This is a genomic window from Variovorax sp. GW821-FHT09A10 (assembly GCF_059418385.1).
In genome coordinates this window covers 682,765-708,919 of record NZ_JBWKPT010000002.1, presented here as the reverse complement: position 1 = coordinate 708,919, position 26,155 = coordinate 682,765, and the positions used below count along the sequence as shown (strand labels likewise).

Here is a 26,155-nt window from a genome sequence, read left to right as displayed (position 1 = left end):
GGGGACCATGTCGCTCAAGAAGACACTGGGGGCGCTGGCCGCCCTCGGGCTGATGGCGTTCGCGCCGGCGCACGCCGCCGACACCTTCGACTTCAGCCCCGAGCAGAAGGGCCGCCTGCACACCGGCAAGGACGCCGAGGCCGTCAACGCCATTCCGCCGAGCTTCAAGTTCGTGAAGGAGGGCGTGCTGACCATCGCCATCGCGCCGTTCGCGCCGCCGATCTCCACCTACGCCACCGACGCGAAGACGGTGGTGGGCTTCGACCCCGACTTTGCCCACCTCATCGCCGAGGCGCTGGGCCTGAAGCTGGAGCTGCGGCCCGTCGCCTGGGCCGACTGGCCGCTGGGCCTGAGCTCGGGCAAGTACGACGCCGTGATCTCCAACGTGGGCGTGACCGAGCAGCGCAAGGAGAAGTTCGACTTCTCGACCTACCGGCTCGGGCTGCACGGCTTCTACGTGCGCACCGACAGCGCCATCCAGTCGATCAAGGAGCCGAAGGACGTGGCGGGCCTGAAGCTCACGACCGGCGCCGGCACCAACCAGGAACGCATCCTGCTCGAATGGGACCGGCAGAACGTGGCCGCAGGCCTGAAGCCGGTGTCGATCCAGTACTACGACGACGATGTGACGCGCTGGCTGGCGGTGACGACGAAACGCGTCGACGCCAACTTCAACCCCAACGCACCGCAGGCCTACGAGGCCGCGAAGAACGGGCAACTGCGGCTGGCCGGCACCGTGAACGCGGGCTGGCCGTTGAAGTCGGACGTGGCCGTGGCCACGCGCAAGGGCAGCGGCCTGGCCGTGGCGCTGACCACCGCGGCCAACAACCTGATCCGCAACGGCACCTACGCCAAGGCGCTCGCGCGCTGGCGCCTGGCCGAAGAGGCGCTGCCGAAATCGGAGGTCAACCCGCCGGGGTTGCCGAAGTTCTGACCCTGCGAGCGACACGACCATGACCATCCACCACATCGGTTTTCTCACGCCCGGCAACTACGACGAGGCCGACCCGCACGCGGGCCTCGAGGCCGCGCTGCGGCTGTTCGAATTCGGCGAGCGGCGCGGCTTCGACAGCGCCTGGGTGCGCCAGCGCCACCTGGAACGCGCCGTGTCGTCGGCGCCGACCTTCCTGGCCGCCGCCACGCAGCGCACGCGCCGCATCGAGCTGGGCGCGGCCGTGATCCAGATGGGCTACGAAAACCCGTTCCGGCTCGCCGAAGACCTGGCCACCGTCGACGTGCTCTCGCGCGGTCGCCTGCAGGTGGGTCTGAGCGCGGGTGCGCCGCCGCACGGTGCCTTGCTGGGCGGGCGCTTCCAGGATGCACCGCCGGCCACGGTCGACTTCACGCACAAGCGCGTGGCGCGGCTGCGCGCCAACCTCGAAGACGTGCTGCTGGGCGACGAGGACACGGTGGTCGAGTCCGCTGGCGGGCGCGTGCGTCCGCGCGTGCAGCCCTATGCGCCCGGCCTGGTCGGGCGGCTCTGGTACGGCGGCGGGTCGCTGCGCTCGGCCGAATGGGCGGGGCGCAACGGCTTTCACCTGCTGCTGGGCAACGTGCTCACGGGCGAGACCACCGACGACTTCCTCGAGGCGCAGACCGGGCTGGTCGAGCGCTACCGCGCCAGCGAAGTGCCGGGCGCGCGGCGCGGGCGGATCGCGCTGGGCCGCGTGATCGTGCCGCTCGACGGCGCCGATGCCGCCACGCGGCGGCGCTACCGCGCGTTCGCCGCGGGCCGCGTCGAGCGCACGCTGTCGCCGCAGGGCGAGCGCCGCACGCTGTTCGCGGGCGACCTCGTGGGCAGCGCGGACGAGATCCTCGAGCGCCTGCACCGCGACCCGGTGCTGCCGCTGGTGAGCGAGCTGCGCGTGGAGCTGCCCTACAACTTCGACAGCGAGGCCTACGAGCAGATCCTGGACGACATCGCCGTGCGCATTGCGCCCGAACTGGGCTGGCGTGTGCGCGCCGAGCTGCCACACAAGGAAGTCGCACTCGCCTGAGCCTCAGACGCTTTGCGCATGCGCTTATCGCAAACGCTTCGTTGGTGATCGCGGGTGGCCTGCCTAGAGTTCGCTCTGATCTGTTTCTGATGTCTTCCATTCAACACAAGGAGTCCCGCATGTCGATCTTCAGCAGATGGTGGCGCGCCGCGTCCCTCGCCACGCTGACCTTCCTGGCCACCGCACCGTCGGCCTTCGCGCAGGCCTCGGCCGACGGCAGCGGCCCGCTGGTCTCCACCGACTGGCTCGAGAAGAACCTGCGCAATCCGAAGCTGCGCGTGATCGAGGTCAGCGTGAACCCGGGCCTGTACGAGCGCGGCCACATCCCGGGCGCGGTGAACTTCTCGTGGCACAACGACCTCAACGACCGCGTGCGCCGCGACATCGTGAGCCAGGCGGAATTCGAGAAGCTGCTGTCGGCGGCCGGCGTCGACAAGGACACCACCGTGATCCTCTACGGCGACACCAACAACTGGTTCGCCGCCTGGGTGTTCGACCAGTACGGCGTGCAGAACGTGAAGCTGCTCGACGGCGGGCGCAAGAAGTGGGAGGCCGAGAACCGCGTGCTCGACAACCGCGCGCCCGAGCATGTCGCCACGCGCTTCAAGGTGACGCAGCCCAACCCGCAGTTGCGCGCGCGGCTGGCCGATGTGCTGGCCGTGGCCGAGGGCCGCTCCGACGCGAAGCTGGTCGACATCCGTTCGGCCGACGAATACAGCGGCAAGATCTTCGCGCCGGCCGGCGCCGCCGAACTGGCGGTGCGCGCGGGCCACGTGCCCGGCGCGGCCAACGTGCCCTGGGGCCGCGCGGTGAACGAAGACGGCACCTTCAAGTCGGCCGCCGAGCTGAAGGCGATCTACGCGGCCGTGGGCATCGACGGCAGCAAGCCGGCGATCACCTACTGCCGCATCGGTGAGCGCTCGAGCCACACCTGGTTCGCGCTGCACAAGATCCTGGGCTACAAGAACGTGCGCAACTACGACGGCTCATGGACCGAGTACGGCAACGCCGTCGGCGTGCCGGTCAACAACCCGGCCGGCACGGTGTGGGCGTCCAAGTGAATGAATGAGTTGAGGTGAGATGAGTTCGAGGTGAGTCGGCGTTGGAGGGACCTCGCGGCCTCTCTGATGAGCGACATTGGGCGAGCCTTCGGGCTCGCTTTTTTTTGACTCAAACAAAGGGACCGGGGCATGTCCGCTTCGTCAATCAGTGCGGCGCCTTCGCCGCCGCTTTCTCGCGCAGGCCTGGCCGCTGCAGTCGTGGTGTTGCTGCTGGTCGCAGCCGGCGTGCACCTGCTGGGCGAGCGCAGCGGCGGCCGTGCGTTGGCCTTCGCGCTCGGGCTGGGCGCGGTGCTCGGCGTGGTGCTGCAGCGCTCGCGCTTCTGCTTCTACTGCCATGCGCGCGACTACTTCGAAGGCGGCGACGCACGCGGCCTGCTGGCCATCGTGGCCGCGCTGGCGGTCGGCACCGTGGGCATGCACGTCATCATGACGGGCTGGCTGCCCGTGCCGCAGCCCGGGCGGCTGCCGCCCGATGCGCACATCGGACCGGTCAGCGGGGCGCTGGTGCTGGCAGGGCTGGCCTTCGGCGCGGGCATGGTGGTGTCGGGCTCATGCATCAGCGCGCACTGGTACCGGCTGGGCGAGGGCTCGCCGACCGCGCCGTTCGCACTGCTCGGTGCGGGCGCGGGATTCCTGTTGGGGTTCACCAGCTGGAACTGGCTCTACAGCGCCACTATCGCCACCGCGCCCGTCGTGTGGCTGCCGCACCACCTGGGCTATGCGGGCTCGGCCGCGCTGCAGCTGGTGGTGTTCGCAGCGCTCGCGGCCTGGCTCTGGCGGAAGCTGCCGGCGGGCGAGGCTGCGTCGCCCACGCCGCGCCGCTTCATCGACGCCGCGCGCCGCCTGCTGCACGGACGCTGGCCGTATGCGTGGGGCGGCCTCGCGGTCGGCGCCATCGCTGTGATCGTGGTGCTGCGGCTGCGCCCGCTGGGCGTGACAGCCGCACTCGGCAGCGCCGCGCGCGACTTCGGCAATGCACACGGCCTGCTGCCACAGCGCCTGGACGGGCTCGACGGTTTCGGCGGCTGCGTCACGGCGGTGGTCGAAAGCCTCTGGCAGACGCCCAACGCGCTGCTGGTCGGCGGCCTCGTGGCGGGCGCACTGGCCGCGGCGCTCGCGAGCGGGCAATTCAAGCCCGCGTGGCCGACGGTGGGGCAGGTCGTTCGGGGCCTTAGCGGCGGCCTGCTGCTGGGGTGGGGCGCGATGACCGGGCTGGGCTGCACGGTCGGCAACCTGCTGTCGGGCACCATGGCCGGTGCGCTGTCGGGCTGGGTGTTCGGTGCGAGCGTGCTGCTGGCGGTGTGGGGTGGATTGCGGCTGAAGCGCCTGGTGGCAGGGGCGTGATCACCTGTTGCGCAAACAGGTCGGCCGTGGCTGTCGGCACCTCGTCGGTGATCGACAAGTGACTGCAAGGGTGCGGGCAGGCGATCCGTCAGCCCGGCGAGGCAAGGAATTTCTCGAGTTCCGCCCCCACGCGTTCCGTGGCTTCCAGGGGCAGCCAGTGTCCGTAGCCGCGGTACCGGTGCACCACCGCCTGCGTGCCGAAGCGGTCGGCGAATTCCGGTGCGATGTAGGGGTCGTCGTCGCTCCAGAGCACCTGCACCGGCAGGCGCGCGGCGAGGGCGCGCAGCTGTGTGTCCCATCCTTCGAAGTGCGCCAGCTCGGTGGCGCGGAAGCAGCGCAACGCGGTCTGCTTCATGGATGGTGTGATCCGGTCGTAGATCCGGTCGATCTGCTCGGTGGTGAGGCGGCTCGCGCCTTTCTTCATTTCGCGCGAGAACGCGCGCCGGCTGGTGAGGAACTGCGCCAGTTCGCCCAGCAGCGGCGTGCGCCAGATGCGGTGCAGGCGGGTCCATCGGTAGCCGGGCGAGAAGGCCGTGTTGAAGATGGTGAGGCGCCGGACCTTCTGCGGATGCCGGATGGCCCAGGGCAGGCCGAACTGTCCGCCGATGTCGTGGACCACGAGGCTGAGCGGCTCCTGCAGGTCGAGCTGGTGCACGAGCTCGTCGACGAATGCCGCCAGGTCTTCCAGCGCGAAGCTGAAGCCGGGTGCAGCGACGGACTGTCCGTAGCCCGGCAGATCGGGCGCGAGGCAGCGATGGTGCGAATGCAACCGGTCGATGAGGCTACGCCACACATCGGCGGTGTCCGGATTGCCGTGCAGGAACAGCACGGGCGATCCTTCTCCCTTGTCGAGCAGGTGAACCTGCGAACCCTTCACGGTCAGCAGCATGGCCGTCCTACTTTCCGTGGGTGGCGTTCGCGCCCGCGACGATGAAGCGCAGCGTGTGGTCGAGCACGGTGTCGAAGCCGGGCGATGCCTCGAGCTTGCCGGCCAGTTGCAGGGACACGGCCCCATGCATCGCGCTCCAGAACACCCGGCCCAGCAGGCGCGGATCGCCCGCGATGGCGCCTTCGGCGACGAGCTGCTCCAACGGCACCGTCATGATCTGTTCGGCACGCTGTGCGGCGCGCTTCAGCTCCGGGAACTCCGACATGCCCGGATGCGGCAGGTTGAAGAGGAGCTTGTAGGCCCCAGGGTTGTCGAAAGCAAAGCGCAGGTAGGCGCCGCGCACGGCCGCCGACTTTTCCGCGGCGCTACCGGGGTTCTCGAACGCCGCCTCCAGCGATGCCGAAAAGCGGTCGAGCGCCGCCGCCGTCACCGCCGCCAGTATTTCCGTCTTGTCCCGGAAATAGCGGTAGGGCGTCATCGCGCTGCAACCCAGTTGCTGTGCCAGCTGGCGCACCGTGACGCCGTCGACGCCATGCTCGGCGAAGGACTGTTCGGCAATCGCGAGCAGGCGGCGGCGGAAGTCCTGGACGTCCTCTTCTGACAAGGCTTTGGGCATCGCGAATCCTTTTAATTTACGCTGTAAATGTACATCGCAAAACATCCAAGGGAAATCAGGTTTTCAACGTCGCAGGCACCGCATTTCCATATGCGGACTCCTTCGTTGGGGATGGCACGGGGGCAGGGCACAGTCGCGCCACGCAACGACAGGCGTGTGTCCGCGCACGGCGGCCATCTGCCTGTTTCAACTTCACAAGAACACCCGAGGGATTCCATGCTCCGACCACTCCTGACCGCGGCCCTGCTGGCCGCCGGCCTGCCGCAGGCGCCTGTTGCCGCCGCCGAAACCGTGCGATGGGCGCGCAGCGCCGACCCCGCCACGCTCGACCCGCATGCGGTCAACACCGGCACCAACTTCGGGCTGCTGCACCAGATCTACGAACCGCTGATCCTGCGCGGCGCCGACAGCAAGCTGCAGCCCGCGCTCGCCACCTCGTGGAAGCTCACGGCCGACCCGACGGTGTGGGAGTTCAAGCTGCGCCCCGGCGTCAAGTTCCATGACGGCGCGCTGCTCACGGCCGACGACGTGGTGTTCTCGCTGCAGCGCGCGCAGGCGCCGAGCTCGGCGCTCAAGTCGCTGCTGTCGTCGGTGGCCGAGGTGAAGAAGGTCGACCCGCTCACGGTGCAGGTCAGGACCAAGGGCCCGAACCTGATCTTCCCGAACAACCTCACCAACCTCTTCATCCTCAACGAGGCCTGGGCCAAGGCGAACAAGGCCGAGCAGTCGCAGGACGTGGCCAGCAAGACCGAGAACTTCGCCACCCGCAACGAGAACGGCACCGGCCCCTACGTGCTGGCCTCGCGCGAGGTCGATGCGCGCACGGTGCTCAAGCAGTTTCCGCAGTACTGGGGCCGCGGCCAGTTTCCGCTGGACGTGACCGAGCTGGTCTACGTGCCGATCAAGTCGCCCGCCACGCGCGTGGCCGCGCTGCTGTCGGGCGAGGTCGATTTCGTGCAGGACCTGCCCGCGCAGGACGTGGGCCGCCTCAAGGCCGACAAGCGCCTGCGCGTGACCGAAGGGCCCGAGAACCGCTCGATCTTCCTGGGCCTGAACGTGGGCGCGAAGGAGCTCAAGTACGCCGACGTGAAGGGCAGGAACCCGCTGGCCGACCCGAAGGTGCGCGAGGCCATCGGCCTGGCGATCGACCGCGACGCGATCAAGGCGGCGGTGATGCGCGGGCTGTCGAACCCCTCGGGCATCATCGCGCCGCCGTTCGTGCACGGTTACGAGAAGGGCTTCGCGGCCTACCCGAAGGCCAATGCCGCGCAGGCGAAGAAGCTGCTGGCCGAGGCCGGCTATCCGAACGGCTTTGCGATCACGCTGCACACGCCGAACGACCGCTACGTGAACGACGAGGCCATCAGCACGGCGGTGTCGGGCTTCCTCGGGCGCATCGGCATCAAGACCACGGTGGCGGCGCGCCCGATCGCGCTGCACAGCACCGCCATCAACTCGGCCGACACCGACTTCTACCTGTTCGGCTGGGGCGTGCCGACCTACGACTCGGCCTACATCTTCGACTACCTGGTGCACACGCGCGGCAAGGACGGCCGCGGCCCGACCAACGCCACCGGCTACAGCAACGCCGAGGTCGACGCGCAGATCGCGTCACTGGCCGCGGAGAGCGACAAGGCGAAACGCGACGCCACCATCAAAAGCATCTGGCAGACGGTGCAGAAGGAACGCATCTACATCGCGCTGCACGACCAGGTGCTCAACTTCGCCTCGACCCCGAAGCTGGACATTCCGGTCAGCCCCGACGGCAGCGTGTTCTTCAAGAACGTGAAGGTAGCGAAGCCCTGAGCACATCATGTGGGTTCATCTCTTGCGCCGGCTCGGCCAGTCCGTGCTGGTGTTGCTGGCGGTGTCGTTCGTGTCCTTCCTGGTGTTCCGCCACATCGGCGACCCGACCATCAGCCTGCTCGGCGAAGACGCCACGCTGGAAGAACGCGCCGCGCTGACGGCGGAGCTGGGTTTCGACCGCCCGGTGCCGGTGCAGTACCTGCGCTACGTGGGCCATGCCCTGCAGGGCGACCTGGGCGTGTCGTACCGGTTGAAGCGGCCGGTGGTCGAGCTCATCGCCGAGCGGTTGCCGGCCACGCTGGAGCTGGCGCTGGTGGCGGCCGTGCTGGCGGTGGCGGGCGGCGTGGCGCTGGGCGTGTACACCGCGATCCGACGCGACAGCGTGGCCAGCCGCGCGGTCATGGCGGTGTCGCTGGTCGGCGTGTCGCTGCCCACCTTCCTGATCGGCATCGGGCTCATCTACCTGTTCGCGGTCGAGCTGCGCTGGCTGCCCTCGTTCGGACGCGGCGACACCGTGCAGCTGGGCGGCTGGAGCACCGGGCTGCTCACGGCCTCGGGCTGGGCCTCGCTGCTGATGCCCGCGCTGACGCTGGGCCTGTACAAGCTGACCCTGATCATGCGGCTGGTGCGCGCCGAGATGCTGGAGGTGCTGCGCGCCGACTACATCCGCTTCGGCCGTGCGCGCGGGCTGCGCGAGCGCGACCTGAACTACGGCCATGCGCTGCGCAACACGCTGATCCCGGTCATCACCATCACGGGGCTGCAGATCGGCTCGCTGGTGGCCTTTGCCATCGTCACCGAGACGGTGTTCCAGTGGCCGGGCGTGGGGCTGCTGTTCATCACGTCGATCCAGGGGGTGGACGTGCCGGTGGTGGCGGCCTACCTGCTGCTGATCGCGCTGCTGTACGTGGCGATCAACTTCATCGTCGACCTGCTGTACGTGCTGGTCGATCCGCGCCTGCGACGCGCCTGACTCCTTCTTGCTTTTCCGAATGACGCTTCCTTCTCCGACCGGCGCCCCCGCGCCGCGCCGCTGGCGCAACGCCGAGTCGCCCGTGCTGCGCGCGTTTGCACGCTCGCGCACCGTGCAGCTGGCCGCCTTCGTGCTGCTGCTGGTTGCCCTGGCCTCGCTGTTCGCACCGTGGATCGCACGGCAAGACCCGTTCGATCCGGCCGTGCTCGACCTGATCGATGCCTTCACGCCGCCGGGGCAGCAGGGCGCTTCGGGCGCGTTCTACCCGCTGGGCGCCGACGACCAGGGGCGCGACGTGTTCTCGGCCATCCTCTACGGCCTGCGCATGTCGCTGCTGGTGGGCGTGAGCGCGGTCGGGCTGTCGCTGGCCATCGGCGTGCCGCTCGGGCTGGCGGCGGGCTATGCGGGCGGTTGGTTCGACACGCTGGTGATGCGCGTGGCCGACGTGCAGCTGACCTTTCCGGTGCTGCTGGTGGCGCTCCTGATCTTCGGCATCGCGCGCGGCCTGCTGCCCGAGGGCTACCGCGACGACATGGCGGTGTACGTGATCGTGGCGGCCATCGGGCTGTCGGAGTGGGTGCAGTACGCGCGCACGGTGCGCGGCGCCGTGATGCTCGAGAAGCACAAGGACTACGTGGCCGCCGCGCAGATCATCGGCCGCTCGCGCACCGGCATCCTGGTGCGGCACATCCTGCCGAACCTGCTGGCGCCGGTGCTGGTGATTGCCACCATCAGCTTTGCGCTGGCCATCGTGGCGGAGTCGACGCTGTCGTACCTGGGCGTGGGGCTGCCGCCCACGCAGCCGTCGCTGGGCACGCTGATCCGCATCGGGCAGGGCTTCCTGTTCTCGGGCGAGTGGTGGATCCTGCTGTTTCCGGCGCTGGTGCTGCTGGCGTTGGCGCTGTCTGTCAACCTGGCGGGCGACTGGCTGCGCGACGCCCTGAACCCGAGGCTGCAATGAGCGCGCGCGACCCCTCGCCATCGCCCCGCGGCGAAACGCCCGTGCTGCGCGTGCGCGGGCTCGACGTGGCCTTCGACACACACCGAGGCACGGTGCAGGTGCTCGATGGCGTCTCGTTCGAGATCGCACCGGGCGAAATCCTGGGCGTGGTCGGCGAGTCGGGCGCGGGCAAGTCGATGGTCGGTGCCGCCGTCATCGGGCTGGTGCCGCCGCCGGGGCGCATCGCGGGCGGCATGGTCGAGTTGCACGGCGAGCGCATCGACACGCTGCGCGGCGAGGACATGCGCCGCGTGCGCGGGCGCCGCATCGGCAGCGTGTTCCAGGACCCGCTGACCAGCCTGAACCCGGTCTACCCGATCGGCCGGCACCTCATCGAAACCATCCGCACGCACCTGCCCGTGAGCGAGCAGGAGGCGCGCCGGCGCGCGCTGGCGCTGCTGGCCGACGTGGAGATTCCCGACCCCGAAAGCCGCATCGACCAGTACCCGCACCAGTTCTCGGGCGGCATGCGCCAGCGCGTGGCGATTGCGCTCGCGCTGTGCGCCGAGCCGCAGCTGCTGATTGCCGACGAGCCCACCACCGCGCTCGACGTGTCGGTGCAGGCCCAGGTGATCCGCGTGTTCCGGCGCGTCTGCCGCGAGCGCGGCACGGCCGCGATGCTCATCACGCACGACATGGGCGTGATCGCCGAGGCGGCCGACCGCGTGATGGTGATGTACCAGGGCCGCGTGCTCGAGACCGGCCCGGTGCGCCAGGTGCTCGATCACCCGCGCGAGCCGTATACGCGCGCGCTGATGGCCGCGATTCCTTCGGTGCATGACAGGCTGCATCGGCTGCCTGTGCCGGAGATCGGCGCGGACATTGCCGTGGCCACCGCGTTGCCGCCTGCGCAGGTCGAGACCGTGGCGGCACCGGCGGACAGCGCGCCGCTGATCCGCGTGCAGGGCTTGTCACGCGAATTCGATCTTTCGCCCGGCTGGCTCGTGCGCACGCTGGCGCGCCAGCCGAAGAAGGTGCTGCACGCGGTCGACGGCGTGAGCTTCGACATCGCGCGCGGACGCACCTTCGGGCTGGTCGGCGAATCGGGCTCGGGCAAGTCGACCGTGGCGCGCATGATCGCCGGCCTCACGCGGCCCACGGCCGGCACGGTGCATTTCGACGGCATCGACCGCTGGGGCGACGCCGCGCAGACGGCCGCGCTGCGCCGGCGCTTCCAGATGATCTTCCAGGACCCGCATGCCAGCCTCAACCCGCGCTGGCGCGTGGACCGGCTCATCGCCGAACCCGTGGAAGTGCTGGGCCTGGCCGCCAGTGCCGACGAAACCGCCGAGCGCGTGGCCCAGGCGCTGCGCCGCGTGCGCATGTCGCCCGACGACGGTCGGCGCTACCCCCACCAGTTCTCGGGCGGCCAGCGCCAGCGCATCGCCATTGCGCGGGCGCTGGCCAGCCAGCCTGAGTTCATCGTCTGCGACGAACCGACCTCGTCGCTCGACGTGTCGGTGCAGGCCCAGGTGCTGAACCTCATGCGCGACCTGCAGGACGAGTTCGGCCTGACCTACCTGCTGATCAGCCACAACCTCGCCGTGATCCGCCACATGTGCGACGACGTGGGCGTGATGCAGCGTGGGCGGCTGGTGGAGCAGGGCAGTGCCGCCGAGGTGCTCGATGCGCCGAAGCATGCGTACACGCGGGCGTTGATGGCGGCGGTGCCGGACATGCGGCACGCACCGGCCGCGGCCGTGCTCGCCACGGCATGAAGTGCCCTCAGGGCACGCGCTGCAGCTGCTCGCGCAGGATGCGCCGGATCTCCAGGATCGCCAGCGGGTGCTCCTGCACGCTGTGCGCCGACGGAATCACCAGCTCCGACACCGCGCCGTCGAGGTGCGCGCTGGCGTAGGGCACGATGCCGTCGCTCGACTCGGCCAGCGGCAGGCCCGGCGTGTCGTTGCCGATGATCGAGTGGTAGCGCACCTTCGGGCTCAGCGGCAGCCCCGACGACAGGCGCACGAAGGCATCGCGGTCGCTGAGGTTGTCGATGCTGTTGGGAATGCGCAGCGGGCCCATGTCCTGCGAACTCGGCGCCACGCGCATCAACTCGCGCGAGATGTCGTTGAGCTGACCCAGCATGGCCACCGGCAGCGTGATGAGGTTGGCCACCCAGCGCGAGATGCGCTTGTTGGCGAACGAGGTGCCGCGGTGCGGCGAGGCGATGAAGATGGCGTCGCTGACCTGGGGCAGCGGCTCGAAGCGCAGGTAGGGCCCCAGCCCTTCCTCGATGCGGCGGCGCTGCGCGGCCGGCATGGGGTAGCCCTCGCGCAGCGCGTCCCACAGCACGTCGCCCGACGACGACACCAAAAGGCGCGAGAGCACGCCGCCCATGCTGTGGCCGATGAGCGTGAGGTTGCGCGAGGCCTCGGCGCGGCCCTGCGGATCGAAGTGCGCCAAGGTCTGCGTGATGGCTTCGCGGATGGCGAGGTTGTTCAGCGGCAGCGGCGCGTTGGTCGGGTAGTACACCTGCCAGATCTGGTAGCGGCGGCGCAGCGTCTCGTCGCCGAGCACTTCGTTCGCCACGTTGATCCAGGCCTCGGGGCTGCTGGCCAGGCCGTGCAGCATGACGATGGTGCGGCGCTTCGGGTCGTAGGGCTGCATCAGGTAGATGTGCGGCCGGGTCAGGCCCTCGGCGCCGCCGAAGAGGCTGCGCAGCGCCTGCAGCGCGAAGTCGGAACGCGCCAGCCACAGGCCGTAGCCCGAGGTGAAGTTGGCGGCCAGCGGAATCTCTTCGCCGGCCAGGCGGATCGTGCTGGTGCGGTAGGGATCGAACACGGCGATGCGCAGCGTGCGCGTGGCCAGCACGTCCTGCAAGGTCGCACCGTCGAACTGCAGCAGCGCGGTGAGGGCGGGGAAGGGCGTCTCGCTGAAGGGCGGGGCGTCTTCGTCGGCCTGCGCCGCGGTGGGACGGTCGTCGCCCGCGGCCACCAGCTCGGCGCCGAAGCCGTCGCGACGGTAGATGTTGCGCAGGCCCGAGAAGGTCAGCGAGGCGGCGGGAATCAGCTCTTTCGGCGGGGGCGCGTCGGGCGCGAGCTGCAGCGCCGACAGGTCGGCGTCGATGCGCCAGCCGCTCACCTGCGGAATGGCGGCCACCGACATGTCGCTCTTGCGGTAGCGGCTGAACAGGCCGGTGATGGCGCGTTGCACCGCGTAGTTGTAGTAGTCGCGCACCTGCGTCTGGCGGTCTTCGAAGGCGCGGTCGCGCGGCTTGCGCGCCGTATAGAACAGGTAGGCGTAGGCGTGGCGCGCGGTTTCCAGCCAGGCCTCGATGGCCTCGGGCGCCATGGGCTGCGCGGCCGAGCCGCCGACGCCGCCCGCCAGCGCGAGCTGCAGCCACACCTCGGACAACGCCGACATGCGTTGTTCGTCGCTCAGGCCGGCGGAGGTGGCGAGGTTCTGGCGGCAGGCACGGCCGTCCTTGCGGCACTGGTCGGCGTCGGAGCCGATGACGCGCAGCACTTCTTGCGCCGAGCTGCTGAGCTTGCCGGTGGTGAGCACGTCGCCGCGCCGCTGCGCCAGGTAGTCGGCCGGCGAGATGGTGCCGACGGTGACGCCCGCGCAGCCGGTGAACAGCGACAGCGCCAGCAGCAGGGTGGGGAAGCCGATGCGCCTCATGGCGCCACGCCCGGCAGGCCGTTGCGGATCGCCTGCGAGAAGTTCACGCCGGGCTGCTGGTCCGTGGCGATGGCCCGGTCGGTGATGCGTCCGCCGGCGCGCAGCGCGTCCATGCTCAGGCCGGGCGTCAGGCCGCCCACGTCGTGCAGGTACTCGGGCAGGTAGCCCGAGGCCAGCAGGCGGTAGTCCATCGGCAGGCCGGGCACGACGTGCCTGGCAAGGCTGTAGACGATGGTCGTGCAGTTGGCGGTGAGCGTGTTGTAGAAGCTCGGCGCGCGCGCCAGCGCGTTGGCCTCGCCCACGTAGCCGAGGAACAGCGATCGCATCTCGGCCTGCGGCAGGCGCACGCGGTACATGTAGACGTCTTCGCCGCGCACGTTGGTGCGCACGCGCAGGATGTCGTGCTCGTCAGCGGCCACGAGGCTGTTCTCGAATTGCTTGAAGAAGCCGCCGATGGACGAGAAGCTTTCGCCGCGCTCCTTGCGGATCTCGATGGAAAAAGTGACGTACTGGCCGTCGTCGAAGCCGAAGGACACCAGCGTGTGGGCGATGGCCGGGCCGGTCCAGTACGACAGCGACACGTCGACCGAGCGCAGGCGGTCCAGGTCGTAGCGGCGCGTGTCCCAGCGCACGGTGTAGTCGGTGTCGCTGCGCCAGTCGAAGTTGCGCACGTTCTCCATCGTGACCACGCTGCCTTCGACGCGCGGCGTCAGGTAGCGCGCCACGTCGTCGGCCCATTCGCGGTTCTGCGAGGGCAGGATGGTGTTCCACCAGCCGAGCAGCATGGCGAAGCCGATGGCATACGACAGCAGCGGTCGGGCGGCCTTGCCGCGCCACACGAGCACGATCGCCGCCAGGCCGAAAAGGCCCCACAGCACCATCGCGCCGACCTTGAGCGGCGTTGCCACCGGCAGCTGGTACCAGAGGGCCGCGCAGGCCCAGGCGGCGGACAGCAGCAGGGCGAAGCTCACCAGCAGACGGCCGAGGGAGCGCAAGAGGATTCGGAGCATGAAAGAAGGCACAGAGAGAAGGCGGCCGATTTTCGTCGAGTTGCGGCCGTCCCTTTCTGGCCTACAGCGGGTAGGTCACCAGCTTGAAGTCCGGGTCTTCGGGGAAGGACTTCACCGTGAAGCCCAGGCGGCGCACCAGCTTGAGCATGTCGGGGTTGCCGGCCAGCACCAGCCCGTCCATTTCCGAGAGGCCGCGGTCGCGCGCCACGTCGATGATGCTTTCCATGAGGCGCGAGCCGATGCCCTTGCCGCTGAACTCGTCGGCCACCACGAGCGAGAACTCGCAGCTGGTCTGGTCGGGGTTGGTGATGTAGCGCGACACGCCCACGATGCGCTCGGTTTCGAGCACAGTGCCGTCGGGCGCGGTGCTGCGCTCCATCACGGTGGCGACCAGCGCCATCTCGCGGTCGTAGTCGATCAGCGTGAAGCGCGACAGCATCGACGGCGGCAGCTCATGGAAGCGCGAGACGAAGCGGAACCACCGGCTCTCGGGCGACAGGCCCTGCACCAGCGCCTGCAGCATCTGCGCGTCGTTCGGGTGCACCGGCCGCACGACGTACGCGCCGCCACCGGGCAGGGGCCATTCGCGTCGGTAGCGCGCGGGGTACGGCATGATGGCCAGGTGCTGGTAGCCGTTGCCCACCGGGCCCGCCACGGCCTGCGTGCTGCTGTCCACCACGATGCGCGCATCGACCGACACCGCGCCGTGCTCGTCCACGATGATGGGGTTGATGTCCATCTCGCGCAGCTCGGGCAGCTCGCACACCATTTCGGACACGCGCAGCAGCACGTCCTCGATGGCCTCCATGTTCACGGGGTTCGCGCCGCGCCATTCGCCCAGCGTCTCGGCCACGCGCGAGCGCTCGATGAGGTGGCGCGCCAGGAACTGGTTCAGCGGCGGCAGCTCCATGGCACGGTCGTTCATGAGCTCGATCATGGTGCCGCCCGCGCCGAAGACGATCACCGGGCCGAAGGGCTGGTCGGTGACCAGGCCCACGTAGATTTCGCGCCCGCGCCGCGCGCGCACCATCTTCTGCACGGTCACGCCGTTGATGCGCGCGTCGGGCGCCAGGCGCGCCACGCGCTCCATCATCTCCAGGTAGGTGTCGCGCGCGCTGGTGCCGTTCATCACATTCAGCGCCACGCCCTCGACGTCGGACTTGTGCGAGATGTCGGGCGAGTCGATCTTCAGCGCCACCGGAAAGCCCAGCTGCGTGGCGATCATCATGGCCTCGTTGGCGCTGCGCGCGAGCAGGGTGCGCGTGATCGGGATGTGGAAGCACGACAGCAGCGACTTCGACTCCATCTCGGTCAGCACCTTGCGCCGCTCGGCCAGCACGCTCTCGATGAGCAGGCGCGCGCCGTCGATGTCGGGCTTGGCCAGCGCCGACAGCGGCGGCGGCGTCTGCTGCAGCAGCTGCTGGTTCTGATAGAAGGCCGCGATGTTGCCGAAGGCGCCCACGGCCGCCTCGGGCGTGCGAAAGCTGGGAATGGTGGCCTCGGCCAGCACGGCCCGCGCATTGCCCACCGACGCATCGCCCATCCAGCACGACAGCAGCGGCTTGGGCATGGGGCGCGGAATGTCGGCCAGCGCGCGCGCCGTGGCGGCCGCGTCGACCCCGGCCTTGGGCGAGAAGATGGCGAGCACGCCGTCGATCTGGCTGTCGGCCGAAGCCGTGTCGATGGCCGCGCGAAAGTGCGCGGGCGTGGCGTCTTCCGAGAGGTCGATGAGGTCGGTGAGCGACGCGAGCGCGGGCAGCGAGGGCTGCAGCAGCTTCTGCGCGGGCGCCGAGAGGCGGCCCAGGTCCAGCCCGATCTCGTTGATCCAGTCGGCCGCGAGCACGCCGGGGCCGCCACCGTTGGTGACCACGGCCAGCCGCTTGCCCACCGGCCGGTAGCGCGAGGCCAGGCACTTGGCGGCCGAGAACAGCTCGACGAAGGAGCGCACCCGCACCGCGCCCGCGCGGCGCAGGGCGGCGTCGAACACGTCGTCGCTGCCCACGATGGCCGCGCTGTGCGTCTGCGCGGCCTCGTTGCCGGCCGGCTTGCGGCCCGCCTTGAGCACCACCACCGGCTTGGCGTGCGAGGCCGAGCGCAGCGCGCTCATGAAGCGGCGCGCATCGGCAATGCCTTCGAGGTACACGATGATGCTGTGCGTGCTCGAATCGTTGGCCAGGAAGTCGAGCACCTGCGGGATGTCGACCGAGGTGTGCGGGCCGAGCGACACCACGCTGGAAAAGCCCACGCCGTTCTGCCGTGCCCAGTCGAGCATCGAGGCCGTGAGCGCACCCGACTGCGACACCAGCGCCAGCGGCCCCGTGCGCGCGAGCGGGCCGGCCACGCTGGCGTTCAGGTGCAGCGGCGGGCGCTGGAAGCCCAGCGAATTCGGGCCCAGCAGGTGCACGCCTTCGCGGCGCGCGATCTTGCGCCACTGCGCGGCCTGTTCGGCGGCGATGCCGGTGGAGATGACCACCGCCGCCTTGCAGCCGATGCGGCCCGCGATCTCGAGCGCGGCGGCCACGTCGCGCGGCGCCAGCGCGATCAGCGCCAGGTCGGCATGCGTCTGCGCCAGCTCTTCGAGCGTGCCCTGGGTGCGCACGTCGAGAAAGCGCAGGGTGCCGTCGAAGCGGTCGGCGCGGAAGGCTTCGCGCAGCGTGTGGCCCAGGGCGGTCTGGCCGCCCGGATCGCTGGGCTGGCCGACGAAGGCCACGATCGACGCCGGGGCGAACAGGGGGGTCAGGAAATGCTTGTCCATGCCCTAGTTTGCCCGGATCGGGGCGTGCCGCAAGCACCGCGTGTACACTCGCCGGCTCATGTCGTGCCTTTCACTTTCCCCCGTTGCAGCATCCAGCGCCGCCGTTGTCGGCCGCACGATGCCGTTCGCCGCCTGCGTGCGAACGAGCGACGCAGTGAATGCACGAATGATTACCACCATGACCGCCGCGGCCCCCTGAGCACGCGCAGGGTGGCCGCTCCGGCAGCCACCTGGTGTCTCTTCTCCCGAATGAACGAAACCCAGCTGGCAGCTGGGTTTTTTTGTTTTTGTCTTGTTCGTTCGTTGTTTGGAGAAGCCCATGTACCGCGATCCCGTCTCGTCCTTCCTGCCCCAGCCCAGCCATCCTGCGGCCATTCGCCCCCTGCGCGTCGGCATGATCGGCATCGGCACCGTGGGCGCGGGCACCTTCCGCGTGCTGGCCCGCAACCAGGACCTCATCGCCGCCCGCGCCGGGCGCGGCATCGAGGTGACGGTGGTCGCGGCGCGCAACCTCGCGCGCGCCCAGGGCATCGTGGGTGAGGGCGTGGCGCTCACAGCCGACCCGATGCAGGTCGCCACCGACCCCGATGTCGACGTGGTGGTCGAGGTGGCCGGCGGCACCGGCCCGGCGCGCGACTGGGTGCTGGCGGCCATTGCGCATGGCAAGCACGTGGTCACGGCCAACAAGGCGCTGCTGGCCGTGCACGGCCCCGAGATCTTCGCCGCCGCCAGCGCGCACGGCGTGGCCGTGATGTACGAGGGCGCGGTGGCGGTGAGCATCCCCATCGTGAAAGCGCTGCGCGAGGGCCTCACGGCCAATCGCATCGAATGGGTGGCGGGCATCGTCAACGGCACCACCAACTTCATCCTGAGCAAGATGCGCGACGAGGGCCTGGACTTCGGCGATGCGCTCGCGCAGGCCCAGGCGCTGGGCTATGCCGAGGCCGACCCGGCCTTCGACATCGAGGGCGTCGACGCCGCCCACAAGACCGCACTGCTGGCCGCCAATGCCTTCGGCATGCCGGTGCGCTTTGCCGATGCGCAGGTCGAGGGCATCACCGCGCTGCAGCGCCTGGACGTGGCCTGCGCCGAGCAGCTGGGCTTTCGCGTCAAGCTGCTGGGCGTGGCGCGCCGCCGTGAAGAAGGGGTGGAGCTGCGCGTGCAACCCGCGCTGGTGCCGGCGACGCACCTGCTCGCGCAGGTGAACGGCTCGATGAACGGCATCATGGTCAAGGCCGACGCGGCGGGCGTCACGATGTACTACGGCGCGGGTGCCGGTTCGGAGCAGACCGCCTCGGCCGTGATCGCCGACCTGGTCGACGTGGCGCGCCTGGACGGCACCCACGCCGGCCAGCGCGTGCCGCACACCGGCTTTCATGCGCATGCGGTGCGCGAACTGCCGGTGCTGCCGCGCGCGGCCGTGCGCAGCGCGCACTACCTGCGCGTGCCGGTGCAGGCAGCGACCGACATCGCGGCCGTGGCCGAGCTGCTGGCCGCGCAGCGGCTGCCGGTGCGGCAACTGGTGTTGGCGAACGGGCCTGCGGATGCGGCGCCGCAGGTGCTGGTGATCACTGAATCGGCGCTGCAAAGCGCGGTCGATCTCGCCTTGCACGCGTTGCAGACGAGCCCGGTCGTGGCGGGCCCGGTGATCGCACTGCGCGTCGAAACGCTGGACGACTGAAGGCCTGTCACCGAACTCCCGAGGATTTTCAATCGGACTGACATGCGCCGCTGCGAGGATGGCCCGCAGTGCTCGTCGTTGTCCTTGTGAAGTCTTTTCCCGGGAGTTGTGGAACATGGCCGCCCGTTCAATCCGTCGCCGTGCCGAGCGGGCCTTCACCCTCATCGAACTGATGGTGGTGCTGGTCATCATCGGCGTGCTCGCCGCGCTCATCGTGCCGAGCCTGATGGACCGCCCCGACCAGGCCCGCGCCACCGCGGCCCGGCAGGACGTGGCCGCGATCATGCAGGGGCTGAAGCTCTACCGCCTGGACAACGGCGCCTACCCCAGCGCCACGCAGGGCCTGCGCGCGCTCGTCGAGAAGCCGGCCACGGGCAAGGTGCCGACGAACTGGCGCACCTACCTCGAACGTCTGCCCCAGGACCCGTGGGGCAACGCCTACCAGTACCTGAACCCCGGCACGCACGGCGAGGTCGACGTGTTCTCGCTGGGCGCCGACGGCGAGCCCGACGGAGAAAAAGCCAACGCGGACATCGGCTCCTGGTAGCGCGGGAACGGCACCGTGGGCGCGATGGCAGGGATCGGAACAGGCCGCCGGCAACGGCGCATGCGCGGCATGGCGGTGATCAGCGCCTTGCTGATCGTCGCGGTGATTGCCGCGCTGGCAGCGGCGCTGCTCGGGCGGCAGTCGGCCTTCATCCGCACCACGCAGGGCGAGCAATCGCGCGTGCAGGCGCGCTGGTTGCTGCGCGGGGAGCTGGGCGCGGCGCAGCGGCTGCTGCGCGCCGAGGCCGTGCGCGAGCCGACCACGCGGCTGGACGGCCTGTGGACCCGGCCGTTCGCCGGGCCCGTGGCGGGGCAGGTGGCCGCCGAGGGCGCGCGGCTGCTCAGCGAGATCAGCGACGAGCAGAGCAAGTTCAACCTGCGCAACCTCGTCGACCGGGGCCGCATCGACCCGGCCGAAGCGGCCGTGTTCCAACGGCTTTGCACGATGACGGGCGTCTCGCAGGCCCAGGCCCAGGCGCTCATGCGGCGCGTGGTCGGCAGCATCGCCGACCCCGAAGGCGAAGCCGCGCAGACGATGCCCGATGCGGCGGCCGACACCATGGCAGCGACGTTGGGCCTGCCGCCGGCGTTGCCGCGTGCCCCGCAGGCCCCGCGCCCGCGCGTGCTCGAAGACCTGCTGGCCGTGCCCGGCGTCGATGCCGGCGTGATCACGCGGCTCGCGCCTTTCGTCACGCTGCTGCCGGCGCGCACCTGGATCAACGCGAACACGGCCAGCGCCGAACTGCTCGCGGCCGGCGTGCCCGGGCTGGCGCTGGACAAGGCGCGCGCGCTGCTCGCCGCGCGCGACCGCGGCCAGTGGTTCATCAACCGCGGCGACTTTGCGAACCGGCTCCAGATGCCCGCGCTCGACGAGCGCGACGTGCGCATCGGCATCGACAGCAACTGGTTCCGCGTGGCCAGCGTGCTCGACACGCCGCGCACGAAGTTCGTGCAGGTCGCGCTGCTGCAGGACGACAAGACCAGCGTGCCGCGCGTGGTCTGGCTGCGGGAGGGCGTGTGAGCGCGCTGAAGGTCGATCGCCTGCGCCTGCAATTGCCGCCCTGGCCGGGCGAGGGCGAAGCCGATCCCGTGGACGCCGAGCTGCACTGCGGCTGGCGCACCGCCGATGGCCGCTGGCACGACGGCGGCGCGCTCGCGCTGGCGGCCGTGGTCGGGCGCTTCGAGGCGCGCCATCTCGAGGTCGCGCTGGCGCCGGGCGAAGTGGCGCTGGCGAGCTTCGCGCTGCCGCCGCTGACCGGGCGGCACCTGCATGCGGCGGTGCTCGGGGCCATCGAGCCCTGTGCGCTGCAACCGATCGACGCGTTGGCGGTCGGCATCGGCCCGCGCGGGGCCGATGGCACGGTGCCGGCCGCCTGGATCGCGCGCGACGCGATGGCGCGCTGGCTGGTGCTGCTGCGGCGGCACGGCATGGCGCCGCGTGCGCTGTGCCTGCCGACCGCCTTCCTGCCGATGCCCACCCAGGGCTGGACAGGCCTGCAGCTGGACCGCTGGCTCGTGGTGCGCACCGGCGCCGGCACGGGCTTCATGCAGGCGCTGCCGCACGGCGCGGACCGCGACGCCGCGCTCGCGGCACATGTGACGACCGGCGAAGCGGCACCGCCCGCCGTGCACTGGACGGCGCAGGAGGAGGGCGACCCGGCGCGCTGGTCGGGCGAGGGCTGGCGCTGGGCGCTGTCCGCGAGCGACCCCGCGCAGGTGCACGCGGGCGTGGCGGCGCTGCTGCGGCCGGCGGCCTTGTGGGGTTGCATGGCCGCGCTGGTGTGGACGGCCGGTCTCCAGGTGCATGCCCACCGGCTGGCGACGCAGGGCCAGGCCCTGAAGCGGGAGATGGCCGTGCGGGTCAAGGCCGCGTTTCCCGAGCTGCCCGTGGTCGTCAACCCGGTGCAGCAGGCGCGCCAGCAGAAGGAGGCGCGGGCGGGCCAGGTACCGCAGGCTACGGTTGGCGGCGACTACGCGGCGCTGTCGCGCGCGGCGGTGGGCTTGCTCGCGCAGCTGCCGGCCGGGCAGGTTCAGGCGCTGCACTACACGGCGGGCGAGCTGCGCATCCGCTGGCGCGAGGGCGCGACGCCGAACACCGAGGCGCTGCGCGTGCTGCAGGCGCAGGCGCGCGAGCGAAGCCTGTCCGCCGACCCGGAGGCCGGCGCACTGCGCATCACGCCGGCCACGGCCCGCGCAGAGAAGGACACCCCGTGAACCTGTCCCGAAGGGGCGGCGTCCTCCTCGACCCCGCGCGGCGGATGGCACGCGAAGCGACCGGGCGCTGGCGTGGGCTTCCCGCACGCGACCGGCTCGGCGCGGGCGTTGCGCTGCTGATCGTGGTGCTGGCGATCCTGTGGCTGGGCCTGGCCCGCCCCGCGCTCGACACCGTCGCCCGCTGGCAGCGCGACCTGCCCAAGCTGCGGGCCCAGTCCGCCGAACTCGACACGCTGCTGGCCGACGTGCCCGGCGCCCATGCCATGCCTGAAGCGGCACAGGGCGGCATCGACGCCGCCCTCGACCGCGCCGGCCTGCGCGGTCGCTACCGCCTGCACGACGCCGTGGCCGACGGGCCTCCCGCAGCCGGGAGCCCCGCGCAACCCGCCCGCGCATGGCGCGTCGAATTTTCGGAGCCCGTGCCGGCCGCGCAGGTGTTCGCCTGGCTCGTGGCGGTCTCGGCGCGCCGTGACCTCGAGGTCACGCAGGCGCAGCTGGCGCGCATCGACAGTTCCGACGACAACAGCGAGGGCACGCCGCAGGGCCGCGTGCGCGGCGCGGTGGCGCTGCAGTCCACACAACTCACCAAGGATGGCCAGTGACACGAGATCGAAACGGCGCGGCCCTGCGCCGATGGACGGCGGCATGCTGCCTGGGTGTGTTCGCGATCGCCGCCAGCGCCGCGACCTCATCGCCGCCCGCCAAAACCGTGCCGCGTGCCGGTGCCGAAGAGCGCGTGGTGCTGAACTTCGTCGATGCCGACATCACCTCGGTGGTCTCGGCGCTGGCGCGGTTCCTGGGGCGCAACTTCCTGTTCGATCCGCGCGTGAAGGGGCAGATCACGCTGGTCTCCGAAGGCGAGGTGCCGGCCGCCACCGCCTACGGCATGCTGGCCTCGGCGCTGCGCATGCGCGGCTTCGCGATCGTCGACGTGGGCGAGGTGAGCCGCGTCGTGCCGGTGGCCGACGCGAAGCAGCAGGGCGGATCGGTCAACGCGCGCAGCCCCGGCGGCGGGCTCGCGACGCGTACCTTCCGGCTCAACTACGAGAACGCCGAGGCGATGGTGCCGGTGCTCAAGCCGCTGGTCGCGGCCGAGAACAGCATCGCGGCCTACGCCGCCAACAACACGCTGGTCGTCACCGACTACATCGACAACCTCGAGCGGCTGGCACGCATCATCGAGAGCATCGACACGCCCACCGCGCTCGACGCCCAGCTGGTCAAGCTGCGCCACGGCATCGCCACGGACATCGCCGCGCTGGCCACCGAGCTGCTCGAAGGCAGCGGCGAAAAAGGCCGGCGCGACATCGTGGTGCTGGCCGACCCGCGCTCCAACAGCATCGTGATCCGCTCCAGCAGCCCGGGCCGCACGGCGCTGGCGCGCGAACTCATCGGCAAGCTCGAAAGCGCGCAGGGCGACCCGGGCAACCTGCACGTGGTCTACCTGCGCAACGCGCAGGCGGTGCACCTGGCGAACGTGCTGCGCGGGCTGCTCACCGGCGAATCGGGCGACCAGAGCGCCACGGGTGGCGGCGGCAGCTCGGTGCGCGCGGCGCTGGGCGCGGGCGGCATGCTCGGCGGGGCGGGGGCGGCGAATGGCGGCGCAGCGAATGGTGCGTCGGCCACTGGCAGCCAGCCCGCGACCGGCGGCGCCACGGCAAGCAGCGCCGGCAAGTTCGGCGGCCTGCGCGGCGCGGCCGGCGGTGCCAACGGCCAGGCGCAGGGTGCGGCAGGCGGCAATGGCGGTGCGTCCACCGCGTTCTCCAGCGGCGGCGTCACGGTGCAGGCCGACGCCACCACCAACACGCTCATCATCGCGGCGCCCGACCCGATGTACCGCAGCCTGCGCAGCGTGATCGACCTGCTCGACCAGCGGCGCGCGCAGGTGCTGGTCGAAAGCCTGATCGTCGAGGTCACCGAGCGCGACGCGGCCGAGCTGGGCATCCAGTGGATGGCCGGCGGCAACAATGGCCGCGTGCGCGGCGGCACCAACTTCGGCGGCGCGGGCCTCAATGCCAATGCGCGCACCACCATCGATGCGATGCCGCGCGGGCTGAACATCGGCGTGGTCGACGGCACCATCAACCTGCCCGGCGTGGGCGAGGTGCTCAACCTGAAGGTGCTGGCGCGCGCGCTGCAGGCCAAGGACGGCGCCAACATCCTGTCGACGCCGAACATCCTCACGCTGGACAACGAACCCGCCTCGATCATGGTCGGCAAGACCGTGCCCTTCGTGAGCGGCCAGTACATCACCAACGGCAACAGCAGCACCAACCCGTTCCAGACCATCCAGCGCGAGGACATCGGCCTGAAGCTCAACATCCGGCCGCAGATTTCCGAGGGTGGCACGGTCAAGCTCGACATCTACCAGGAGGTGTCCAGCATCGACGAGCAGACCTCGGGCGCGGCCGGCATCGTCACCAACAAGCGCGCGCTGGACACGAGCATCCTCGTGGACGACGGCCAGATCATGGTGCTGGGCGGGCTGATGGAAGACAGCGTCGCCAACGGCACCGAGGCCGTGCCGGGCCTGGGCTCGCTGCCGCTGCTGGGCAACCTGTTTCGCTACGACAAGCGCCAGCGCGTCAAGACCAACCTCATGGTGTTCCTGCGGCCCTACGTGATCCGCGACGCCAACGCCAGCCGCGGCCTCACGCTCGACCGCTACAACTTCATGCGCCTGCAGCAGGGTCGCGCACGCCCGATGGCGCATGGCCTGCTGCCCGACAGCGGCGCGCCGTTGCTGCCGCCGGCCGACCTGCCCAGCTTGCGGCAGGCACCCGAGGTCGACCTGCGCCCCCAGAGCTGGGAGCACACGCGCGACCAGCCACCGCCGGCCACCGCCATGGCCAGCGCGGTGCGCCAGGCACCGGCCGCTGCACCGCCGCCGCCCCCGACGCAGCGCTCGCGGCTGCCGGCCGGCGTGACGGTCGAGTCCGACCCCGCCGCGCTGTACGGCGGCGCCAACGACAAGGTCACCGTGGTGCAGTTCGCCGACACCAAGACCGAGCAGGAGGCGCTGCGCATCGTGCAGCGCGTGCGCGTGAGCGGCATCGGCGCCTACATCGTCGGCGGCCCAGGCGGGGAGGGCGCGATGGTGCGCGTGGACGTGCCGCGCGAGCCGCAGGCCGTGGACAACGCGGTCGCCGTGCTGCGCGAGCTGGGCTACCGGCCCGAACGGGTGGTGACGCCGTGAACACGGCCCGCGCCGACACCGCCTTGCCCCAGGCCTGGGCCCGCAGCCAGCGCGTCGCGGTGCAGCGCGACGGCGAGGCGGCCTTCCTGGCGGTCAGCCCGCGCACGCCCGGCTGGGCCGTGGTCGAGGCGCGCCGCCTGCTGGGCGCGCTGCCGCTGCGGCAGGTGGGCGACGACGACATGGAGCGCCTGCTCGCCGAGCGCCAGGCCGAATCGGGCGACGCCGCCTCGGTGGTCGGTGCGGTGGAGCAGCAGGTCGACCTGGCGCGGCTGATGCAGGACATCCCGGCCGTCACCGACCTGCTCGACGCGCAGGACGACGCGCCCGTCATCCGCATGATCAACGCGCTGCTCACCCAGGCCGCGCGCGACGGCGCGAGCGATGTGCACCTCGAATCCTTCGAGACCCATTCGGTGGTGCGCTTCCGTGTCGACGGCACGCTGCGCGACGTGGTGACGCCGCGCCGGGCGCTGCATGCGGCGCTGATTTCGCGCATCAAGATCATGTCGCAGCTCGACATCGCCGAAAAACGCCTGCCGCAGGACGGGCGCATCACGCTGCGCGTGGGCGGGCGGCCGATCGACGTGCGTGTCTCGACCGTGCCCACGGCGCATGGCGAGCGCGCGGTGCTGCGGCTGCTCGAGAAAGACGCCGGTCGGCTGCGGCTCGAACGGCTGGGCATGGCGCCCGACACGCTGGCCGAGCTCACGCGGCTGGTGCGCCAGCCGCACGGCATCGTGCTGGTCACCGGCCCCACGGGCAGCGGCAAGACCACCACGCTGTACGCCGCGCTGGGCCAGCTCGATCTGGGCACCAGCAACATCCTCACCGTGGAAGACCCGGTGGAGTACGACCTGCCCGGCATCGGCCAGATCCCGGTGCACGCCAAGATCGGCATGACCTTCGGCGCGGCCCTGCGCGCCGCGCTGCGGCAGGACCCCGACAACCTCATGATCGGCGAGATCCGCGACCTGGAAACCGCCCAGATCGCCGTGCAGTCCTCGCTCACGGGCCACGGCGTGCTGGCCTCGCTGCACACCAACGACGCGGTGTCGGCCGTCACGCGCATGGCCGACATGGGCATCGAGCCCTTCCTGCTGTCGTCTTCGTTGCTGGGCGTTCTGGCGCAGCGGCTGGTGCGCTGCCTTTGCCCGGCCTGCAAGGCGCCGCGCGTGCAGGACGACGGCCGCACGGTCTACCTGCCCGTGGGCTGCGCGGCCTGCGGCCACTCGGGCTTCAAGGGGCGCACGGGCATCCACGAACTCTTCGTGGTGCACGACGACATCCGGCGCCTGATCCACGAAGGCGGCGACGAGCAGGCCATGCGCGCCGCCGCCGTGCGCCACGGCATGCGTTCGATGCGCGAGGACGGTCAGCGCTGGGTGCGCGAGGGCGTGACCACCGCCGAGGAAATCCTGCGCGTCACGCGCGACGCCTGAGCGC

20 protein-coding genes are annotated in these 26,155 nt (G+C 70.7%); 15 read left to right on the top strand and 5 right to left on the bottom strand.

Annotation, left to right across the window (positions count from 1 at the left end):
• The first annotated feature begins 7 nt into the window (after nt 1–7).
• The 4 genes from AC07Q9_RS10060 (at nt 8) to AC07Q9_RS10045 (ending at nt 4,402) form a co-directional block, all read left to right on the top strand.
• A complete protein-coding gene (locus tag AC07Q9_RS10060) occupies nt 8–934 on the top strand; it encodes an ABC transporter substrate-binding protein (RefSeq protein WP_370869878.1) in 927 nt (308 codons plus the stop codon).
• 19 nt (nt 935–953) lie between these two features.
• Nucleotides 954–1,997, top strand: coding sequence for an LLM class flavin-dependent oxidoreductase (locus AC07Q9_RS10055; protein WP_495309156.1), 1,044 nt, complete (start codon nt 954–956; stop codon nt 1,995–1,997).
• A gap of 119 nt (nt 1,998–2,116) precedes the next feature.
• Entirely contained in the window at nt 2,117–3,058 is a 942-nt protein-coding gene (locus AC07Q9_RS10050) for a sulfurtransferase (protein ID WP_495309153.1), read from the top strand.
• 129 nt (nt 3,059–3,187) lie between these two features.
• Entirely contained in the window at nt 3,188–4,402 is a 1,215-nt protein-coding gene (locus AC07Q9_RS10045) for a YeeE/YedE family protein (protein ID WP_495309151.1), read from the top strand.
• Nucleotides 4,403–4,490: 88 nt separating this feature from the next.
• Here AC07Q9_RS10045 and AC07Q9_RS10040 read toward each other — a convergent pair whose 3' ends face one another.
• Both AC07Q9_RS10040 and AC07Q9_RS10035 read right to left on the bottom strand, forming a co-directional pair.
• On the bottom strand, nt 4,491–5,291 hold the full coding sequence (locus AC07Q9_RS10040) for an alpha/beta fold hydrolase (protein WP_495309150.1): 801 nt from the start codon (nt 5,289–5,291) through the stop codon (nt 4,491–4,493).
• A gap of 7 nt (nt 5,292–5,298) precedes the next feature.
• Nucleotides 5,299–5,907, bottom strand: coding sequence for a TetR/AcrR family transcriptional regulator (locus AC07Q9_RS10035; RefSeq protein WP_495309148.1), 609 nt, complete (start codon nt 5,905–5,907; stop codon nt 5,299–5,301).
• Nucleotides 5,908–6,123: 216 nt separating this feature from the next.
• Here AC07Q9_RS10035 and AC07Q9_RS10030 point away from each other — a divergent pair, with 216 nt between their 5' ends.
• From AC07Q9_RS10030 to AC07Q9_RS10015, 4 genes are read left to right on the top strand one after another with little or no spacing between them, the layout of a single operon-like run.
• On the top strand, nt 6,124–7,713 hold the full coding sequence (locus tag AC07Q9_RS10030) for an ABC transporter substrate-binding protein (protein ID WP_495309146.1): 1,590 nt from the start codon (nt 6,124–6,126) through the stop codon (nt 7,711–7,713).
• A 7-nt stretch (nt 7,714–7,720) separates the two neighbouring features.
• Nucleotides 7,721–8,686 carry an ABC transporter permease gene (locus AC07Q9_RS10025; RefSeq protein WP_070060589.1) on the top strand — a complete coding sequence of 322 codons (966 nt, stop codon included), beginning with the start codon at nt 7,721–7,723 and terminating at the stop codon, nt 8,684–8,686.
• A gap of 19 nt (nt 8,687–8,705) precedes the next feature.
• A complete protein-coding gene (locus AC07Q9_RS10020; RefSeq protein ID WP_307638254.1) occupies nt 8,706–9,647 on the top strand; it encodes an ABC transporter permease in 942 nt (313 codons plus the stop codon).
• Entirely contained in the window at nt 9,644–11,404 is a 1,761-nt protein-coding gene (locus AC07Q9_RS10015; RefSeq protein WP_495309142.1) for a dipeptide ABC transporter ATP-binding protein, read from the top strand. The genes AC07Q9_RS10020 and AC07Q9_RS10015 overlap by 4 nt, the downstream gene beginning before the upstream one ends.
• Nucleotides 11,405–11,411: 7 nt before the next feature.
• On the opposite strand, the gene AC07Q9_RS10010 is transcribed toward AC07Q9_RS10015, so the two are convergent.
• The 3 genes from AC07Q9_RS10010 to AC07Q9_RS10000 all read right to left on the bottom strand — a co-directional run bounded on the left by AC07Q9_RS10010 (nt 11,412) and on the right by AC07Q9_RS10000 (nt 17,075).
• Nucleotides 11,412–13,310, bottom strand: coding sequence for an esterase/lipase family protein (locus AC07Q9_RS10010; protein ID WP_495309139.1), 1,899 nt, complete (start codon nt 13,308–13,310; stop codon nt 11,412–11,414).
• A complete protein-coding gene (locus AC07Q9_RS10005) occupies nt 13,307–14,320 on the bottom strand; it encodes an Lnb N-terminal periplasmic domain-containing protein (protein ID WP_495309137.1) in 1,014 nt (337 codons plus the stop codon). Before AC07Q9_RS10005 ends, AC07Q9_RS10010 begins: the two co-directional genes overlap by 4 nt.
• A 61-nt stretch (nt 14,321–14,381) precedes the next feature.
• Nucleotides 14,382–17,075, bottom strand: a complete 2,694-nt coding sequence (locus AC07Q9_RS10000; protein WP_495309135.1) for a bifunctional acetate--CoA ligase family protein/GNAT family N-acetyltransferase — start codon at nt 17,073–17,075, stop codon at nt 14,382–14,384.
• A gap of 319 nt (nt 17,076–17,394) precedes the next feature.
• Here AC07Q9_RS10000 and AC07Q9_RS09995 point away from each other — a divergent pair, with 319 nt between their 5' ends.
• The 7 genes from AC07Q9_RS09995 (at nt 17,395) to gspE (ending at nt 26,151) form a co-directional block, all read left to right on the top strand.
• Nucleotides 17,395–18,756, top strand: a complete 1,362-nt coding sequence (locus AC07Q9_RS09995; protein WP_495309133.1) for a homoserine dehydrogenase — start codon at nt 17,395–17,397, stop codon at nt 18,754–18,756.
• A 115-nt stretch (nt 18,757–18,871) separates the two neighbouring features.
• The gene (gene gspG, locus AC07Q9_RS09990; protein WP_489056829.1) at nt 18,872–19,303 is read left to right on the top strand and encodes a type II secretion system major pseudopilin GspG; all 432 of its coding nucleotides are present in this window, start codon (nt 18,872–18,874) and stop codon (nt 19,301–19,303) included.
• Nucleotides 19,304–19,372: 69 nt separating this feature from the next.
• Nucleotides 19,373–20,323: a type II secretion system minor pseudopilin GspK gene (gene gspK, locus AC07Q9_RS09985; RefSeq protein ID WP_495309131.1), complete on the top strand. Its 951-nt coding sequence runs from the start codon at nt 19,373–19,375 to the stop codon at nt 20,321–20,323.
• Nucleotides 20,320–21,516 carry a type II secretion system protein GspL gene (gene gspL, locus AC07Q9_RS09980; protein WP_495309129.1) on the top strand — a complete coding sequence of 399 codons (1,197 nt, stop codon included), beginning with the start codon at nt 20,320–20,322 and terminating at the stop codon, nt 21,514–21,516. Before gspK ends, gspL begins: the two co-directional genes overlap by 4 nt.
• Entirely contained in the window at nt 21,513–22,118 is a 606-nt protein-coding gene (locus tag AC07Q9_RS09975) for a type II secretion system protein M (protein ID WP_495309127.1), read from the top strand. The genes gspL and AC07Q9_RS09975 overlap by 4 nt, the downstream gene beginning before the upstream one ends.
• Nucleotides 22,115–24,712: a type II secretion system secretin GspD gene (gene gspD / locus AC07Q9_RS09970; RefSeq protein WP_495309125.1), complete on the top strand. Its 2,598-nt coding sequence runs from the start codon at nt 22,115–22,117 to the stop codon at nt 24,710–24,712. Before AC07Q9_RS09975 ends, gspD begins: the two co-directional genes overlap by 4 nt.
• Nucleotides 24,709–26,151, top strand: coding sequence for a type II secretion system ATPase GspE (gspE, locus tag AC07Q9_RS09965; RefSeq protein WP_495309123.1), 1,443 nt, complete (start codon nt 24,709–24,711; stop codon nt 26,149–26,151). Before gspD ends, gspE begins: the two co-directional genes overlap by 4 nt.
• Nucleotides 26,152–26,155 lie beyond the last annotated feature (4 nt).

Excerpts from the sequence above, each read along its gene's own strand:
- AC07Q9_RS10030 (WP_495309146.1), top strand. The coding sequence starts at position 6,124 with ATGCTCCGACCACTCCTGACCGCGGCCCTGCTGGCCGCCGGCCTGCCG.
- AC07Q9_RS10055 (WP_495309156.1), top strand. The coding sequence starts at position 954 with ATGACCATCCACCACATCGGTTTTCTCACGCCCGGCAACTACGACGAG.
- gspK (WP_495309131.1), top strand. The coding sequence starts at position 19,373 with ATGGCGGTGATCAGCGCCTTGCTGATCGTCGCGGTGATTGCCGCGCTG.
- AC07Q9_RS10060 (WP_370869878.1), top strand. The coding sequence starts at position 8 with ATGTCGCTCAAGAAGACACTGGGGGCGCTGGCCGCCCTCGGGCTGATG.
- AC07Q9_RS10000 (WP_495309135.1), bottom strand. The coding sequence starts at position 17,075 with ATGGACAAGCATTTCCTGACCCCCCTGTTCGCCCCGGCGTCGATCGTG.
- AC07Q9_RS10035 (WP_495309148.1), bottom strand. The coding sequence starts at position 5,907 with ATGCCCAAAGCCTTGTCAGAAGAGGACGTCCAGGACTTCCGCCGCCGC.
- AC07Q9_RS10010 (WP_495309139.1), bottom strand. The coding sequence starts at position 13,310 with ATGAGGCGCATCGGCTTCCCCACCCTGCTGCTGGCGCTGTCGCTGTTC.
- AC07Q9_RS10025 (WP_070060589.1), top strand. The coding sequence starts at position 7,721 with ATGTGGGTTCATCTCTTGCGCCGGCTCGGCCAGTCCGTGCTGGTGTTG.
- AC07Q9_RS10045 (WP_495309151.1), top strand. The coding sequence starts at position 3,188 with ATGTCCGCTTCGTCAATCAGTGCGGCGCCTTCGCCGCCGCTTTCTCGC.
- AC07Q9_RS10050 (WP_495309153.1), top strand. The coding sequence starts at position 2,117 with ATGTCGATCTTCAGCAGATGGTGGCGCGCCGCGTCCCTCGCCACGCTG.
- AC07Q9_RS10005 (WP_495309137.1), bottom strand. The coding sequence starts at position 14,320 with ATGCTCCGAATCCTCTTGCGCTCCCTCGGCCGTCTGCTGGTGAGCTTC.
- AC07Q9_RS10020 (WP_307638254.1), top strand. The coding sequence starts at position 8,706 with ATGACGCTTCCTTCTCCGACCGGCGCCCCCGCGCCGCGCCGCTGGCGC.
- AC07Q9_RS10040 (WP_495309150.1), bottom strand. The coding sequence starts at position 5,291 with ATGCTGCTGACCGTGAAGGGTTCGCAGGTTCACCTGCTCGACAAGGGA.
- gspG (WP_489056829.1), top strand. The coding sequence starts at position 18,872 with ATGGCCGCCCGTTCAATCCGTCGCCGTGCCGAGCGGGCCTTCACCCTC.
- AC07Q9_RS09995 (WP_495309133.1), top strand. The coding sequence starts at position 17,395 with ATGTACCGCGATCCCGTCTCGTCCTTCCTGCCCCAGCCCAGCCATCCT.
- AC07Q9_RS10015 (WP_495309142.1), top strand. The coding sequence starts at position 9,644 with ATGAGCGCGCGCGACCCCTCGCCATCGCCCCGCGGCGAAACGCCCGTG.